The following is a 16580-nucleotide window of genomic DNA, read 5'->3' on the forward strand; positions in this document are numbered from 1 at the left end:
TGTTTGCGGTCACTGTGGTGCACAATGCTCAGGTTTACAAATAGAGGGTAGAGGTGATTCCATGCCATCGCTTCCTGCGACTGCTAAGCCGGATACACCCGTTCTTCTTGGAATCCCATTCGACGCGAACTCTTCCTGGCTCAGGGGAGCGGCCGGAGCGCCGCCGATTATCCGCGTTTCTTTTCGGTCTGATTCGTCGAACTCCTGGACCGAGACTGGAGTCGATCTTGGTGCCGAGGGTGCGTACTGCGATGCTGGCGATCTCAAGTTCACTTTCCAGGAACCCTTTGCCGCGATCGAAAAGAAGGTCGGCGAGCTTCTGGACAAAGGCCTGCGCGTAATTTCGTTGGGCGGCGACCACTCCATCGCGTTGCCGATCTTGTGCGCGTATGGCAAGCGTATGCCGGGGCTGACCGTCATTCAATTTGACGCGCACCCCGATCTGTACGACGAACTGGAAGGCAACCGCCTGTCCCACGCTTGCCCGTTTGCCCGCGTTATGGAAGATGGTTGGGCGAAACGCCTGATCCAGGTAGGGATCCGCACCCTGAATGGACACCAGCGCGAACAGGTAAAGAAGTTCGGTGTCGAAGTGATTGAGATGCGTCACCTGCCCGCGCTCGACCGGATGAAGATCGATGGTCCGGTTTACATTTCTTTTGACATGGACGCGCTCGATCCGGCTTTCGCTCCCGGCATCTCACACCGCGAACCGGGCGGGATGTCGGTTCGCGATGCACTCATGCATATTCAGGCGATCACCGGAAAGATCGTGGGCGCCGACATCGTCGAATACAATCCAGCGCAGGACCACACGCAGATCACCGCCATGGTCGCAGCAAAGCTGCTGAAGGAAATCATGGGGAAAATGATTGGCGGGTAGAGGGCGCGTGGATAGCAAACAACTTTTTAACTCTGTCATCCCGAACGAAGTGAGGGATCTGCAGAGGCCGGCAGAATACAGATCCCTCGCGTCGCTCGGGATGACAGAACTTAATGTAATTTAGATAGTCATGCCCGAACTCAACAACGCCCGCGACCACCTTGCGAATGAACGCACGTTCCTGGCGTGGATCCGCACCGGCGTTGCCACCATCGTGTTTGGATTTGCGGTGGGCCGTTTTTCGATCGCGCTCCAGGAATTTCTCCAGTTTGAAGGTAAGAAAGTTTCCACTCCCGGACTGACAGCGTGGCTGGGAATGATCTCGATTGTGGCCGGCGTGCTGCTGATTTTTGCCGGCCTGTACCGTTACCGGCAGACGCGTCAGCAAATCGATACGGACTCGTTTAAGCCCGCCGGAACGATCATCGACCTGGTGGCGGTTTTGCTGGCCGTGTTTGGGATCGTGCTGGCGGGATATCTGGCGTGGATCAAGATTGCTCAGGGATAACGCAACCACTATGGCAAATCAAAACGAAAAAGAACTGGCAGGACGTGCGGCCGCGAAATTGGTCGTGGATGGAACCATCGTAGGGCTCGGTACCGGATCGACCGCATATTTCGCAGTTGTCGCGTTGGGTGAACGAGTCAAGGATGGACTCAAAATCATTGGCATTCCCACGTCAGTCGCGACCGGCGAATTGGCTCGCGCTGTCGGCATTCCACTCTCGACGCTCGACCAACATCCGGAGATCGACATCACCATCGATGGCGCGGATGAAGTCGATCCGCAACTGCGGCTCATCAAGGGCGGCGGTGGTGCGCTGCTGCGCGAGAAAATTATTGCCACGGCATCCAAGAGGATGGTCGTCGTGGCGGATTCGAGCAAACTTGTGCCGGCGCTGGGAAAGTTTCCGTTGCCGGTGGAAATCATCCCGTTCGCAAGGGCCGTAATCGAGAGAAATATCACCGCGCTGGGCGCGAGTTGCAAACTACGAAACCGCCCGGACGGAACGCCGTTTGTTACGGACGAAGGGCATCACATACTGGATTGCAGCTTCGGCAAGATCGCCGATCCGCCAGCGCTGGCGCGCGCTTTGAGCGAGATGCCCGGAGTGGTGGAGCACGGGCTGTTCATCGGGATTGCAAAGGCGGCAATTATTGGGAAAGGGAATTCGGTGGTTGAGATCGGTCAGAAGCGTGCCCGGCCTCCGGCATCTCGTCGAAGACCGACCCGTGTGAAGCGCGTCGTCAAGAAGAGAGTCGCAAAGCACTCCCGCCGATAGCATCGAGGAGAGAACTCGCAGCGTTCTATCCAGCCGCGCAGCGGCGGAACTGGGAAGCCCAGCACGGGAGTGCCAGGTAAGCATGTGTTCCGTTCGAGTCCCGCAAGGGACGGCATGTGACGCGGCCTCGGCCGCTTCATCAGCCTCCAACAATCTCCCGTAGCGCCCCCAGCATCCTCTCCACTTCTTCCATCGTGTTGTAGTGGACAAGCCCGATCCGCAAAAAGCCTCCGGTTTTTTCGACGTCCAGTTGTTCGGTCACGTTGAGCGCGTAGTAGTTTCCGTCCCAGGTAAAGAATCCGCCATCGCCCAACTTCGTGGCCAGTTGCAGTGGCGTGAAACCTTCTACGCGGACGACGAAAGTCGCGCAACGGTGGTCAAATCGGCGCGGATCGCTGATGCCATAAAGTTTCAGGCCGGGAATCGCAAGCAATCCCGCCATCATCCGTTCCAGCAATGCACGCTCGTGTCCATGAATCGCCTCGTGCGCGGCCAGAATGGCGGCTCGACGATTCGCGACACCCGGTTTCGCGCGCCGGCCAAGAGCTTCCCAGTAGTCGACGCAGGCTTTGATCGCGGCAATGCATTCGTGATTCAGCGTGCCCCACTCCCAGCAGTTCGGACTGCTGTCGGTGAGCGGGCGCACTTTGTACGGTTTCAACCGCGTCAGGTGCTCGCGCTTGCCATAGAGCACGCCCATGTGAGGACCAAAGAACTTGTAGGTCGAACAAGCCAGAAAATCGCAATCGAGTGCGCGTACGTCAATCGGTCCATGCGGGGCGTAGTGGACGGAGTCGATGTAGGTGAGCGCCCCGGCCTGCTTGGCGAGGCGGACAACCTCCGCGACATTGTTGATCGTTCCCACTGCGTTGGAGGCGTATCCAACGGCGACCAGGCGCGTGTGGCTATTAATCTTTCGCGCCAGATCGTGCATATCAAGCGTGCAATCGGCTGGGTTGAAGGCAACCGTGCGGATGGTGACGCCTTTTTCTTCCAGCGCCTTCCAGGGAGAGAAATTCGCATCATGATCGAGCAGCGTGAGCACGATTTCGTCTCCGGGTTCGAGTTCCCGGCCGAATGCACGTGACATCCCATAGGTCAGCGTGGTCATGTTCGGGCCAATGACGATTTCGTCCGCGTCGCAATTCAGGAAGTCGCCCATCGCCGCGCGCGCTTCGGCAATCATCCGATCGGTGTTGCGGCTGGTCGAATAAGCCCCGCCGGTGTTGGCGTTGTTGGCGGCCAGATATTCGGAAATAGCGTCGATCACGCGCTGCGGAACTTGCGTGCCGCCAGGGCCGTCAAAAAAAACGGCGGGATGCCCGTTGACGGTCTGCGCAAGCGAAGGGAATTGCGAACGAACCCAAGTCAGGTCGAGTGCGGTGGAGGTGGCGTGTTCGGCGGTTGGCATAAGAGCAGACATTGTAAATCCTGCGCAAAAAACCGGGGTGCAGATAGATGAGGCGAGCCTATCCCTGACACTGGCGTAAGATGGTGTCGCTTTTGAGGCCTGCTCTACGATGTTCTAGGTAAGAAGGAGACAATCCATGCCCGTCAAACAAGGAGATTTGGAACTCCTGCAAAACCCCATTGCCCAGGAACTGCTGCAATCGAACATTCCGGCACGGTTGGCCTACATTGCTTCCGACGGAACGCCTCGAGTGGTGCCCATCTGGTTCCACTGGAATGGGCGGGAATTCGTGATGGCCACTCCTCCCAAAGCACCCAAGCTGAAAGCACTCGCCAAGAATTCCAAGGTCGCTCTCACGATCGACGACAACACCTTTCCGCACAAAGTTCTGCTCGTGCGCGGTACAGCACGGCTGACAACGGTTGACGGAATCGTGCCCGAATACGCGGCTGCAGCCGAGCGCTACTTCGGGGTAGAACAGGGAAAAGCCTGGATCAAACAAGTGCAGACGATGATGTCCAGCATGGTGCAAGTGACCATCACCCCGGAGTGGGTCGGCTTGCTGGATTTTCAAACACGCTTTCCGAGTGCAATCAGCGCCTAGGCGACGCGTTCCGGCGGATCGGAGCGTTTCCCTTTGCCAGCATTGGTGGCGTTCAGTTGGATACGCGTGACGCGCGCGGTGTTGGTGGCTAGGTCGTCGGTGGTGTGCGCTCCGTCTCCGGCCATCACTGAGCCAGCCGCCAAGGCGAAGCGCAACGCGTCTGCCTGATCCTCAAAATAAAGAACAACTTGTCCCGACATAAGTACTTCTCCCTGGGGCGAGCTTCGCAGTGGCACACTTCCAGCCATGCAGCTGAAAAGATCGAATTTGACGAAGCCGGCAGAGACGAAGGGGCGGGCGCTACGTTGGCTCGATTGTCGAAGAACGGCGGTGTTGGTCAAAGTGCTTTTCTTGGTTCGCCCAGGATCGCGGAATCAAAAGCTGCCGTTGCCGTTTCCGTTGCGGATTTTGAACCATTCGTATCTCAGGCCAATCGACTGCATCGCGTTGCGGACTTTCATGAAGGTCTGCTGAATCCTGGCCATCATCATGCCGTTCTTGCGTTCCCTGCGGAAGTCCGAGCGATCTTCCGCGATGGCGCTATTGCGGCGCCGCATGGCTCGTTCGTAGTCGCCATCGGTTCCGTAGTAAGACCCGGTTGCTTCGTTGAGGGCGCGATCCTCTTTTCGTTTGACCAGGCGATTATTGTCGTCGAGGACGTCTGCCATCATTGTGTCGAATTCGTCGTACCACAATCGCATCGTCTCTTCGGTTTCGGCCGGAGTGTGGGTCTTCTTGAATTCCTGAATGGCGTGGACAATCTCGTCGGAATTGTCGACGCCCTCCAGAGAGATCGCCGGGATTGGACCTCGATGCGAAGTCAGGTTGTCGTCGTTGACAACGACTTTCGCTTTGGGCGTCCCGGCCTGCTTGTTCTTCTTTACGATGTCGCCGAGCGGCGTCGTTGCGGTGGAATTGTCGGTTTGACCGAATGCAACTAGCGACACCAAGAATATGAAGGCGAGCCCAACTGAGAGAAGGTACCGCCGCTGCTCATTCACAAGTCCCCCGCGTACTAGAAAGCGCATGCAGCACTCATTATCATGATGCTCGGGGGAGTGTTGCGAAAGATTACCTCTGTGACTCACTTCCGTGCTCAGGTGGAAGCAGAAAGTTGTTGACTGCAAGTAACTCCTGCTTGCGTAACGACCTATCGATCGCTCGTCTTAGTACGAAAATCCGTCCGGCTGACTTACTGCGCCGACGCGGACATAGTTATCGATGAATTCGCGTCCGGCAGCAAGAGCTTTGCGATTCACCTCCAGCATGGCCACTTTCTTGATCTTCGTTTTCAGAACGTCATCGGCGGTTTCGAGGAGCAAGCACTCGGTCTCTTCGAGCAGCGCTCCCAGCATCACGATGTTAGTGGCCTTGGTGTTGCCGAGCTTGTCCGCGATTTCTGAAGCAGGCAGGCAGACGATGCGGGCCTGTGGAAGCGGAAAGTCAGCGGGAAGCCGGTCGCGATTGTAGAGGATCAAGCCCCCAGGGGCGACCTGCGCAGCGAATTTCCGCAACGAGATTTCGTTCAAGGCAATCAGAACATCAGGATGCGAAATGACTGGCGACCCAATGCGTTCCTTCGACAGGCACACATGACAGTGCGCGCTGCCCGATCGCATTTCAGGGCCATAGGACGGTAGCCAACTTACTTCCAGTCGCTCTCTCATGCCCATCTCGGCGATCAACTGGCCGAGTAACAGGACACCTTGTCCACCGAATCCAGCGACCTTGACTTCAAACTCCTTAAAGTGATGGACATGAGGGCGAGGCGCGCTGGCCGCGTTGATGTCCTCCAACTTCGCGGTCTCGGCTGGCGTATTTATGGATTGGTCAGAAGCATCGTGCGCGTTGGCCGGGATGGACTGTATCGGAGCATCGGGTCCGACCGGCGCGTTGCTGATCTCCAGCACCTCGTACACGGGGCGTTGTGGGACGACAGCGTTCTCCACGGGTTCGTGCTTCTTGTCCTTGAATACATTCAAGGGGAAATTCGGAATCATGGTTTCCGCAACCCACTTGCGGGCTTCAACCGGATCCTTCGCCCAGATGGTGGGGCATGGAGAAAGGATCTCCACAAACGAGAAGCCAATGCCATCGCGCTGAATCTCGAGCGCCCGGTGAATCGCCTTGCGAGCTTTCATCACGTTCTTGTTGTCGGAGAGCGCCACCCGTTCGACATACACAGGAGCTTCGAGGCCGGAAATCAGTTCGGCCATGTGGAGCGGGAAGCCTTCATTCGAAGGACGCCGTCCCCAAGGGGATGTCGTGCTCCTCTGGCCGACCAGCGTCGTCGGCGCCATCTGGCCGCCTGTCATGCCATAGATCGCGTTGTTTACGAAGAAGACCGTGATCTTTTCGCCGCGGTTGGCGGCGTGAATGATTTCAGCGGTGCCAATGGCGGCGAGGTCTCCATCGCCCTGATAGGAAATGACGATCTTGTCGGGGTGCGTGCGCTTGATGCCGGTGGCTCCGGCAGGAGCGCGACCGTGGGCGACTTGCACGTTGCCCACATCGAAATAATAGTACGCAAAAACGGAACAGCCGACTGGACTGACGAAAATCGTTTTGTCCTGCAGTCCGAGATCGGCGAGAGCTTCGGCGATCAGCTTGTGAGCGACGCCGTGTCCGCAGCCGGGACAATAGTGGGTCTGGCCCTGGAGCTCGCCTTTGCGTTCGTATTTTTCGTAGAAGAGAGGAGACTTCGAGTGGCTGACCTGGTAGCCGGCCGCGAGGATTTCTGATTCTTTGACGTCGGGCTTCGTTTCCGCTGCCATATTCACTCCGCCCCGGGGGCTAAAGCCCCAGTTCTTTCTGCATCGAGCGGCACGGCTGAAGCCGTGCCCTCCCGTTTCTCTTGCCAATCTGCCATCGGCCGGCGGACAGGAGTCTCCGCCCTATATGTGCTACGCCAGCGCCAGTACGCGCTGCATGACTTGCGAATGTATTTCTTCTACGGACGGGACGTTGCCGCCGGTCCGTCCGTAAAACTCGACGGGCACCTTGCCGTTGACGGCGAGACGCACGTCTTCCACCATCTGCCCGTTACTCAATTCGACCACGAGAATCTTCTGAACTTTCTTGGCTGCCTCGGCGATGGCCTGGGTGGGGAAGGGCCACAGCGTGATCGGCCGCAACAAGCTGGCTTTCAAGCCTTCGCGCCGGGCCATCTCGACTGCGGAGCGCAGAATGCGTGACGTGATGCCGTAACCGACCAGCAGGATCTCGGCGTCGTCAGCTTCGAAGGTCTCGTACCGTACTTCGGTCTGAGATGCTCGAATGTATTTTGCTTCGAGTTTTCGAATATGTTCTTCGAGCGCGTCGGGCTCCAGGAAAATCGAGTTGATGAGATTCTTGCGCGTTTCCGGCGTTCCCTTCACAGCCCACGGGCGTTCTGGAATCTCTGGCTCGCGGAACTCCAGATCGAGCGGCTCCATCATCTGCCCGATGTAGCCATCGGCCATGACCACTGCTGGATTGCGATATTTGTCGGCCAGTTCGAAGGCCAGCACGGTAAGGTCGGCCATCTCCTGAACGGAAGCGGGGGCGAGCACGAGGTTGCGATAGCAACCGTGTCCGCCCCCTTTGACCATGGCAAAATAGTCACTCTGTTCGGGAGCAATGTTGCCGAGCCCCGGTCCTCCACGGACGATGTCGACGATCACGCACGGCAGTTCGGCGCCTGCAAGATAGGACATTCCTTCCTGCATCAAACTAAGGCCGGGACCGGAGGAGGCGGTCATGACGCGAGCGCCGGCCCCAGCCGCGCCGTACACCATGTTGATGGCGGCGACTTCACTCTCCGCCTGCAAGAACGTTCCGCCGACTTGCGGCATGTAGAGCGCGGCCGCTTCGGCAATCTCGCTGGCTGGAGTAATGGGATATCCGTAGTAGGAGCGGCATCCGGCAAGGATGGCGCCCTTGACGATGGCGACGTTGCCTTTACAAAGCTGCCGCATGTAAGCCCCCATGCATTTCTACTTCGGCGACCGGCTTGGCTGCCGGCACTAGCCGGTAGACCGTGATCGCACCTGGCTCGGGACAGCAATAGAAGCAGATCCCGCAGCCGGTGCAGTTTTCGCCCGTGTAACGCGCGGGATGTACTCCGTAGGTATTCAAATCCGGGCGCAGTTCCAGGCATTTCGGAGGACAGGATTCAACACACAGTCCGCAACCCTTGCACTCTTCCGTGCCGATCAGAATGTTGCCTCGTGCTTGTCCAGCCATACTCACCTCGTTGCTGACATCGATTGCGGACGCTGCAACCACTTGGTCTGTTCGCAATAGGTGTAAAGTTCTTCCCGAAAATTAGGATGAGAGATATCGATCAGAGCTTTGGCGCGCTCCCGAATCGACTTGCCATGCAGGTACGCGACGCCAAACTCGGTGACGACGTAACGCACCAGGCCGCGCGAAGTGACCACTCCGGCGCCTGGGCTGAGCATGGGGACGATTCGCGAAATGGTCCCACTCTTGGCGGTGGAAGAAAGCGCAATGATCGCCTTGCCACCCTTGGAACGTGAAGCGCCGCGCAGAAAGTCGACTTGTCCGCCAATCCCGCTGTAGAACTGGTTGCCGATCGAGTCGGAACAGACTTGTCCGGTCAAATCCACCTGCAGGCAGGAATTGATGGCCACCATGCGGTCGTTGCGCGCGATGAAGTTAGGGTCATTCACGTACGCGGTGGGATGGAATTCGAACATCGAGTTGTTGTGTACGTAATCGAACATCTTCCTCGTGCCCAGAATGAACCCGACGATAATCTTGCGAGGCTTGAAATTCTTGCGCGCGCCGGTGATAACTCCCGCATCGATCAGAGGAATCGCTCCGTCGGAAACCAGTTCACTGTGGATCCCCAGATCTTTGCGATCCATCAGGAAGGGCAGAACTGCATCCGGAATTCCGCCGATGCCGGTTTGCAAAACGCACCCGTCGTCAATCAGCCCGGCAACATTGCGGGCGATGGCGGTATGCATCTCGGTAATGCGAACTCGCTTGATCTCGCACAGGGGCCGCGATTGCACGACTACCATGTCAATGTCGTTCACATGAATGAAGCTGTCACCATTGGTGCGCGGCATCTGATCATTCACCTGCGCGACCACAAAACGAGCTACTTTGGCCGCGGTCAAGGTGGTGTCGACGCCGATTCCGAAGCTGCAAAAACCATGCGCGTCCGGTGGCGAGACCTGTACCAGCGCGACGTCGATCGGCATCGCGCCGCTCTCAAACAGTTCCTCGATTTCGCTGAGATAAATCGGAGTGTAGTCCGCGCGCCCATCATTGATGGCGTCGCGCACGTTGCCGCCGATGAATACGGCGTTGTGGCGGAAGTGCCCAGCCATTTCCGGCGCCACGTAGGGTGCGGTGCCCATGGTCATCATGTGCACGATCTCAACATCTTCGACATCCGGGCCGCGGTGCATCAGTGCTTCGACCAGCGTCTCCGGTTCGGCGCAGCCCGGCTGAATGTAGACTCGCATCCCAGACTCGACGCAACGCAGTGCCTCTTCGGCGGTACGGATTTTGTTCTGATAATTGATCTCAAACGACATTCGATCCTCTTTCACTTTCTTATTCAGACTTTCTAACGTTAATCCTAGTGCGTGCTCACCGGACTCGGAATCTCATGTGCCGCCAGAGCGCGCTCATATCCGATCGCCGCGTAGTAAATTGCGCGATCAAAAAACTGATCGAGCATTTGTAACATCTCCAGTTCCCCGAAGACATCTACCGTGCTCTCCGGCAAAGCTGCCTTTTTCAGGAACGTATACAGGTTTTCCTTGGTCAGGACGATCACCCAGACCAACTCACTGATCGGAACACCCTGGTGAACCCGGCGAGTGCCAATTTGTTCGTAGCGTTGCTCGATGTCGTAGCGTCCTTTGCCGAGGAGCCAGTCGCCCAGGTGGCGGTAAATTTCACTGACGCGGGATTTCAGCTCTTCAGGCGCAACATGCCGGTAAGAACGGGTCAGTTCGGAGTTTTGCACTTGCTCCAGGAGTCCGGCGGCGAGTTCGTCGGAGTGGGTCTCGATCAGACGGACGAGTCGATAAGCTAACATCATGACCGCGCCTCCCTTGACGCTTCATCGTCAGTTTCGGCTTGAATAACAAGGGTAGCGGTGACCGGCAGCACATCGATCAGTGATGATTATCACTCACGCAAGTAGTTGTAAAATGTGTAAGATCCGCCACTCTTTGGTGGCTACCGACCAACCGTCCGGATGGGTTGGATGGGCATTCAGGGACGTCGCCGCTCTTGGCGAGAGCTCCCTCGCGGGAACATAATTGGAAGTCCCAGGAGAAAGTATGAAAGCCCTCTCGCGATGCTGTCTGGCCTTGGTGATGGCACCCATGATGTGGGGTCAAACGACGCCCACCGTCGCCGCGCCAGTCGACAAGACGCTGGAAATAACGCCCTCCCAGAGTTGGACCGACTCCGGTATCGATCTGCATCTCGGCGATCTGGTTGAGATTTCCGCGAGTTCACTCGGAACAGGGAACAATCTTTGTGATCCGCAGGGATTGGCCGACCTGGCAAATGCGGGCAAACTGCCGCTTGAGTCTGCGCTGCCGGGAGCGTTGCTGGCGAAACTGCAGGAGAAATCGGACACTCTCCTGTTTGTCGGCGCCGCAAGAAATTTGAAGGTCACCGAGGCTGGACGACTCTTCTTGGGATCGAATCTCGGCGCGGCGGCAGGATGTACCGGAAAGTACTCCGTCAAGATTCATGTATCGCCGGGTGCAGCGAATGAGGCCGGATCGATCAAATCCAAACTGGCGAGCGCGGCGCAGATTTTTATGAGTGGGCAATTCGGCGGCGCAAAGACGACGACGGCCGACAATCAGGGAATGGCGTCGGACGCAAATTTGTCGTCCGGTTCGGCGGAGACTACAAAAGCCGCAGCCGCGCCCTCCGCAACGCTGGCTGTTTCTCGGGGGCTCTTGGATGATGCGCTCAGCAAAGACTTGCAAGCGCTGCCGCGGCGAGTCAATGACGAATTCCAGCACCTCGGCGACATGGTGAACTTCATCCTGATTGGCTCGGAGAAGCAGGTACAGGATGCTCTTGCCGCCGCCAACTGGCACGTTGCGGATACTTCGACTCCTGGTGCGGTCGCGAAGGCGATCCTGATGGCCACACAAAAAGAGGACTATCTGCAGATGCCGATGAGCCAGCTTTATCTTTTCGGGCGCGTCCAGGATTTCGGATATGAACAAGCCGAGCCGTACGCAATGGTTGCGAGCCGCCATCATTTCCGTATATGGAAGTCGACGGCCACGTACAAAGGCTTGCCGGTATGGGCAGGGGCGGGAACACACGATATCGGCTTTGAAAAAGATCAGCGCAACGGAAAAGTTACGCACAAGATCGATCCGCTCGTGGATGGAGAGCGCGACCACATCGGCGACTCATTACAGAGAGCAGGCCAGATTCGGGTCATGCATTACTTCACTCCAACGGATGCAGTCCAGGACGCCCGCAATGCCACGGGCGGCGGCTACCAGTCGGACGGCCAGGTGCTGGTGATGTTTCTGCAGTAGCCGCTGCGAGGTACCCCGGAGGATGTATGTCAATTCGCCGCGACCCGATCGCATGGTTAGGCTTGGCGCGCGAGGCAGTCTTTTTCGCTATTGCAGCCGGTGGCGGCATCACCGTGTGGATGCGCAGACGAAGTGCCCGCCAATGGCCCGCGACCTTTGGCAAGGTCGAGTCGGCCTCAAATTATCAGCATGACAGCACGTGGCTGACCGACATTTCCTATTCCTATACAGTCGCTGCGGAGTATTACTCCGGACAATTCCAATTGCGGGACAGGAGCGAGAAAAAATCTGACGCGCAGGTTCTTCGCTGGAAGGGACAAAATATCTCAATTCGTTATTCGCCAACCCGCCCCGAAATCTCCGTGGTGCGAATTGAAGATCAGGCCGCATGGCACGGCGAAGAATATCGAGGCCATTGATTACGACGCTGTGGGGATTGAGACTGATTTCTCTCTTCGATGCCTACTGCACTTTCGCGTACTCCGCCTTCGCTTGCAGCAGCAGTGGAACGTCAGGGTCGGCGTCTTTCCACATCGTGAAAAAATTCTGATAGGCAATGCGGGCTTTGGGGAAATCTCCTTGTTTCTGGTAGAGGCGTCCTAATTCCACTTGTGCCAGGGCGGTGATCATGTCCGGCCCGCGCGCGATCCTCAGGTTGAGAACCTGCTGAAAATCCTGTTCTGCCTCGGAGTAGCGCTTCGCTTGCGCATAAGCGACGCCTCGGGTGTATAGCGTTCCCGGACTGGCTCGCATATAGACCAAGGCAGTGTTGAGTTGGTCGATTGCCTTGTCGGGATTGGCCCTCCCCGCTTTGCCCGGCCAGAGATAGGCACTGCCACGGATGGTGGGAACGGCGACATTTTGCGCGATCGTATCGTTCGGCCGGTCGCGCTGAATATCATCGGCGATGCCGAGCACTCGTTGATCCTGCCGGGCCAGCGCTAGTGCCAAAGCCGCGTTCCACCGGACGTTCAACGTTTGCGACAGACGCAAGGCGGCGTTGGAACTGTTCACCGCCTCGGTCTGATTGCCCACGACCGATTCAAACGCTGCCAGTTGTGATTCCAGATCGGCGCGGCCGGTGAGGTGGAGCCGATCGAGCATGTCTTGCGCTTTGCGCGTCAACGCACGAGCCTGGCGCACCTGGCCGCGAGCGGTCGCTACTGCCGCCCGAAACTGAATGGTGATGAGTTCGCCATCCGGAGTCTCCGCACCAAGCTGGAGATCTTTTTCCATCTCGGCGTCTTTCCCTTCGGCCCAATCGATGGTGGCCAGCGTGTTGTAAAGGGAAGCTCCGCCCAGTTTCCGCTGCAGCGCGCTATTGATAGTGGCGCGGGCCTCTTCGACGCGGTTGAGCCCAACATAGGCCTGCACCATGTTGGAATATCCGACGATCATGTCGGGATCGACTTCGACCGCGCGGCGCGCATGCTCCAGCGCCTTATCGAACTGTCCCAGCGTGTTGTAGATACTGGCCAGGTTGTTCCAGGGAACTCCGTCGCGGGGATAGGTCTGGCTATAAATCTCGAGAGCAGTGATGCCCTTCTCCAGTTGTCCGCTGTCGCTGTAGTAGTGCGACGTGATGTAGAGCTTCTCGCGTTCGCTGGCGCGATCCCGGAGTTCAAACGCCTTTTGCCGGTTGGCTTCGGACAATTGTGTTTGCTGCAGGTTGTTGTACACCGCTCCCAGGCGTGCGTAGGCCATCGCAAACATCGGGTCAAGTTCCGTGGCGCGCTGGTAGTGGGGCACGGCTCCAATTTCGTCGCCCATCGCGTGCTTGTTATCTCCCATGCTCAGAGACTTCAGAGCATCGAGCGAGGAGGTTGTCGCTTGCGAGAGTGGGATATCGTATTTCTGCACTGAAGCGAGTGACTCACCTAACTGTCCGCGCAGTTCGCTGGCCGCTTTGTGCAGCACATTCAGAACATCTTCTTTGCGGTTGGCCTGCACTTGCTGGCGAGCCAACGTCTCGCCGGTACTGACGTGGACGGCCTCCAAAGTAATCGCGTAGTCATTGCCCAGGCTGGCAATGGATCCGGTGAGCAGAGCTTTGATGCCATCGCGCAGGCAGATTTCGCGGCCTATGTCGGTGGTGATGCGATCGTCTGGATTGCGCCCCATGAATTGTAGGGTCTGGCGAGCCTTTTGCTCGGGGAACACATTGAGATACGGCGATTGTCCCAAGTCGACGGCGAGCGCTTTCTTGAGCGTTCCGTCGAAGACTGGGTCGGCCGTGGTGTTCACGAAGTCGGTGATGAGGATGGCGTCCTTTTCCGTAAGTGCACGGCTGCGCTTGATGTAAACGAAACCGAGTCCGAGAACCACCATCGCAACGATGATCGAGGGAACCAGCCAGCCAGGAAACTTCCTCGGCTGCTTCGGCTGCGGCGCATAGCGAAGGTTCGAAGACGAGGATCCAGCGGCGGCGAGAATCGAATCGGATTCCGAATCGCGTTTCAGGCGCTTCAGGTCGGAGCGCACTTCGGCCGCGCTCTGGTAGCGGAGTTCCCGATCTTTCTCGAGCAATTTATTCAAAATCTGTTCCAGCTGCGGAGGAAGGTCCGGGTTCAGACGGACCGGCGATGTCGGCGGGCGGTTCAGGATCGCCTCAAAAATTACTGCTGATGTATCACCGCGGAAGGGAATCGCGCCAGTGGCCATTTCGTAAAGAACCGCGCCGAAGGAAAACAAGTCGCTGCGAGCGTCGAGTTCTTTGCCGCGGGCCTGCTCGGGCGACATATACGCCACTGTTCCGACGGTGGAACCTGGGCTGGTCAGGAAAGGCTGATCGACCGTGGCCGTGGATCCGACTGTAATGGCGGTCAACGCCGAGTGTTGCACGGTTCGCTTGGCCAGCCCGAAATCCAGAACCTTGGCCTGATGGCGCTGGGTAACAAAGATGTTGGCAGGTTTGATGTCCCGATGAATGATGCCTTTCGAGTGTGCGGCATCAAGCGCATCGGCGATGTGGATTCCGAGATCGAGCAGCCGGTCTAACTCTAAGGGTTGGCCATGGATGGCGTGCTTGAGGGTCTCGCCTTCCAGTAATTCCATGGCGATGAAGTGGCGGCCTTGATCTTGTCCGATCTCGTAGATCGTGCAGATATTGGGATGGTTAAGTGCGGATGCGGCCCGGGCTTCACGCTGGAAGCGGTCCAGAGCGCTGGCGTCCTTTTCTGTTTCCGGAGGCAGGAACTTAAGCGCGACCTTCCGACCCAGGTTCAGGTCTTCCGCCTCATACACTACGCCCATGCCGCCGCCACCCAGCTGCGAGAGCACACGGTAGTGGGAGACGGTCTGGCCGATCATGGTGAAGGAAGTCCCCGACGGGAGAATTCTCCGATGTTAGGCTGGGCTCCAGGGCAAGTCAAACACACGGCCCCTTTGTTTCTATACGATGCAGGCAGGTCGGTAGTTCGCCTAATTTTTTCGATTTCTGCCTGCTCACTTGGGATCACCCGCGGTCCTTTTGCTGACGTTTCCACCCACGAGACAACTCGACGGCGTTGGGTTGTTATAGTGCATGCTCCTCGCAGGATCGTGTTGCAACTCTCCCCATATCGCGGGCAAGGATTGCTGTAGTGTTCTTCATCACGCCGTGTGGCGAAGCGCAACAATCGTACTGAAACTCGCAAACCCATGCAGCTCAAGCACTTCGATCTTGAAATCGGGAGCGTGTTGCGAATTGCTTCGGGAAGTTGCTGTGAAACGCATCGATGCGTCATCGGGCGAATTTCAGCGGGGGGAACGGGTCATGCCTCCCGTCGCTTTGGAAGATGTTTCTTTTGATAGGGATGACTGCTGTCGCTCAACTACATCCGCGCGTTGGCCTGTGTGGCCCCGTGAATGCCTTTATGAATAGCGGCGAGCGGCAAGAAAACAAGAAGCCCTCGAACAACGAGGTGGGTTATGACAGTCATCCTGGTTCTCCTAACTTTTGCGACACTGCTAACGATCGATCACTTCTACAGCCAGAGAAAAACGGTACCGCAGCCTGCGCTGCAGGTGGCCAAGAATACGCCGCGATTGCAGCCCGGAGTTGTGGGCGGCTTCCAGGTTCCCGCGAATCTGCGTTATCACCCGGGCCACACCTGGGCGCTGAGCGAGGGGCCAAGCATGGTGCGCGTGGGCATGGACGATTTTGCCTCGAAGCTGATCGGCAAAGTTGAGCGCATCGTCCTGCCGCAGCGCGGACAGTGGATCCGCCAGGGACAAAAAATCGCGACCATATTCCGCGACGGCGCCGCAGTGGACATGGTTTCTCCGATCGAAGGCAGCGTTGCCGACGTGAATGACACCTTGACCGGCAACCCCCTGCTGACCCGCACTGACCCGTACGGAGAAGGCTGGCTGGTAACAGTCCACTCTCCGGATGCCAAGACGAATTTCCGCAACCTGCTGGCTGGCACGCTGGCGAAGTGGTGGACCGAAGAATCCGCCGGCCGCCTGCAGAAAAGAATGCCAATGATGCTGGGAGCCCTGGCACAGGATGGTGGCGTGGCCGTCGACAATCTGACCGACCAGATTCCAGATCAGCAGTGGTCCGAAATCGCCAAAGAATTCTTCCTTTCGTAGGAGGAGAGACTCGACTTTCAACAGTGCTTGCTCGCCAGTATCGCTCCTGACCGCGACCGCCCAGCAACTCCCGGGCGGTCGCGTTTTTGGCTGGAAAATGCAACGTCAAGAGAATTGGTCACCTCGATTAGTTACGGAAGTTTGTCCCTAAAACCTGCGGTCCCTTCCCGCCATACCCAGCCCCTGATATCAATAAAGTTCCCCCTCGATTTTGCCCTTGGGAATCGCTCGCCGGGATCCCGGGCAGGAGACCGTAAGAATGGCAAGTCGCCCTCATTCA

At 57.6% G+C, this 16580-nt stretch carries 16 protein-coding genes; 7 read left to right on the plus strand and 9 right to left on the minus strand.

Features of this window, described 5'->3' with window-relative positions:
* Positions 1-61 precede the first annotated feature (61 nt).
* From speB to rpiA, 3 genes are all read left to right on the plus strand, one after another.
* A complete protein-coding gene (gene speB, locus HY010_23325; GenBank protein MBI3478670.1) occupies positions 62-883 on the plus strand; it encodes an agmatinase in 822 nt (273 codons plus the stop codon).
* Positions 884-1013: 130 nt separating this feature from the next.
* The gene (locus tag HY010_23330; GenBank protein MBI3478671.1) at positions 1014-1391 is read left to right on the plus strand and encodes a DUF202 domain-containing protein; all 378 of its coding nucleotides are present in this window, start codon (positions 1014-1016) and stop codon (positions 1389-1391) included.
* Between the two features lie 10 nt (positions 1392-1401).
* Positions 1402-2166, plus strand: a complete 765-nt coding sequence (gene rpiA, locus HY010_23335) for a ribose-5-phosphate isomerase RpiA (protein ID MBI3478672.1) — start codon at positions 1402-1404, stop codon at positions 2164-2166.
* A 139-nt stretch (positions 2167-2305) separates the two neighbouring features.
* On the opposite strand, the gene HY010_23340 is transcribed toward rpiA, so the two are convergent.
* Entirely contained in the window at positions 2306-3577 is a 1272-nt protein-coding gene (locus HY010_23340) for a cysteine desulfurase-like protein (protein ID MBI3478673.1), read from the minus strand.
* 136 nt (positions 3578-3713) lie between these two features.
* On the opposite strand from HY010_23340, the gene HY010_23345 reads away from it, so the two are divergent.
* A complete protein-coding gene (locus tag HY010_23345; protein ID MBI3478674.1) occupies positions 3714-4181 on the plus strand; it encodes a pyridoxamine 5'-phosphate oxidase family protein in 468 nt (155 codons plus the stop codon).
* Here the strand turns inward: HY010_23345 and HY010_23350 are convergent.
* The 7 genes from HY010_23350 to HY010_23380 form a co-directional block, all read right to left on the minus strand.
* Complete coding sequence (locus tag HY010_23350) at positions 4178-4381, minus strand: hypothetical protein (protein MBI3478675.1); 204 nt, start codon at positions 4379-4381, stop codon at positions 4178-4180. The two genes, HY010_23345 and HY010_23350, sit on opposite strands and share 4 nt — an antisense overlap.
* A 174-nt stretch (positions 4382-4555) precedes the next feature.
* The gene (locus HY010_23355; protein ID MBI3478676.1) at positions 4556-5209 is read right to left on the minus strand and encodes a hypothetical protein; all 654 of its coding nucleotides are present in this window, start codon (positions 5207-5209) and stop codon (positions 4556-4558) included.
* Between the two features lie 138 nt (positions 5210-5347).
* Positions 5348-6955: a 2-oxoacid:acceptor oxidoreductase family protein gene (locus HY010_23360; protein ID MBI3478677.1), complete on the minus strand. Its 1608-nt coding sequence runs from the start codon at positions 6953-6955 to the stop codon at positions 5348-5350.
* 129 nt (positions 6956-7084) lie between these two features.
* Complete coding sequence (locus tag HY010_23365) at positions 7085-8149, minus strand: 3-methyl-2-oxobutanoate dehydrogenase subunit VorB (GenBank protein MBI3478678.1); 1065 nt, start codon at positions 8147-8149, stop codon at positions 7085-7087.
* Positions 8121-8405 (minus strand): 4Fe-4S dicluster domain-containing protein, encoded by a 285-nt coding sequence (locus tag HY010_23370; GenBank protein MBI3478679.1) that lies wholly within the window; start codon positions 8403-8405, stop codon positions 8121-8123. Before HY010_23370 ends, HY010_23365 begins: the two co-directional genes overlap by 29 nt.
* A gap of 2 nt (positions 8406-8407) precedes the next feature.
* A complete protein-coding gene (locus tag HY010_23375; protein ID MBI3478680.1) occupies positions 8408-9733 on the minus strand; it encodes an acetyl-CoA hydrolase/transferase family protein in 1326 nt (441 codons plus the stop codon).
* A gap of 44 nt (positions 9734-9777) precedes the next feature.
* Positions 9778-10245, minus strand: a complete 468-nt coding sequence (locus HY010_23380; GenBank protein ID MBI3478681.1) for a hypothetical protein — start codon at positions 10243-10245, stop codon at positions 9778-9780.
* A gap of 244 nt (positions 10246-10489) precedes the next feature.
* On the opposite strand from HY010_23380, the gene HY010_23385 reads away from it, so the two are divergent.
* Together HY010_23385 and HY010_23390 are read left to right on the plus strand one after the other, a co-directional pair.
* On the plus strand, positions 10490-11725 hold the full coding sequence (locus tag HY010_23385) for an LssY C-terminal domain-containing protein (GenBank protein MBI3478682.1): 1236 nt from the start codon (positions 10490-10492) through the stop codon (positions 11723-11725).
* 26 nt (positions 11726-11751) lie between these two features.
* Complete coding sequence (locus HY010_23390; GenBank protein MBI3478683.1) at positions 11752-12144, plus strand: DUF3592 domain-containing protein; 393 nt, start codon at positions 11752-11754, stop codon at positions 12142-12144.
* A 43-nt stretch (positions 12145-12187) separates the two neighbouring features.
* Here the strand turns inward: HY010_23390 and HY010_23395 are convergent, their stop codons facing one another.
* Complete coding sequence (locus tag HY010_23395; GenBank protein ID MBI3478684.1) at positions 12188-15034, minus strand: protein kinase; 2847 nt, start codon at positions 15032-15034, stop codon at positions 12188-12190.
* 600 nt (positions 15035-15634) lie between these two features.
* On the opposite strand from HY010_23395, the gene HY010_23400 reads away from it, so the two are divergent.
* A complete protein-coding gene (locus tag HY010_23400) occupies positions 15635-16300 on the plus strand; it encodes a glycine cleavage system protein H (protein MBI3478685.1) in 666 nt (221 codons plus the stop codon).
* Positions 16301-16580: the final 280 nt, after the last annotated feature.

The organism is Acidobacteriota bacterium (assembly GCA_016196065.1).
Lineage (GTDB): Bacteria > Acidobacteriota > Terriglobia > Terriglobales > Acidobacteriaceae > Acidiflorens.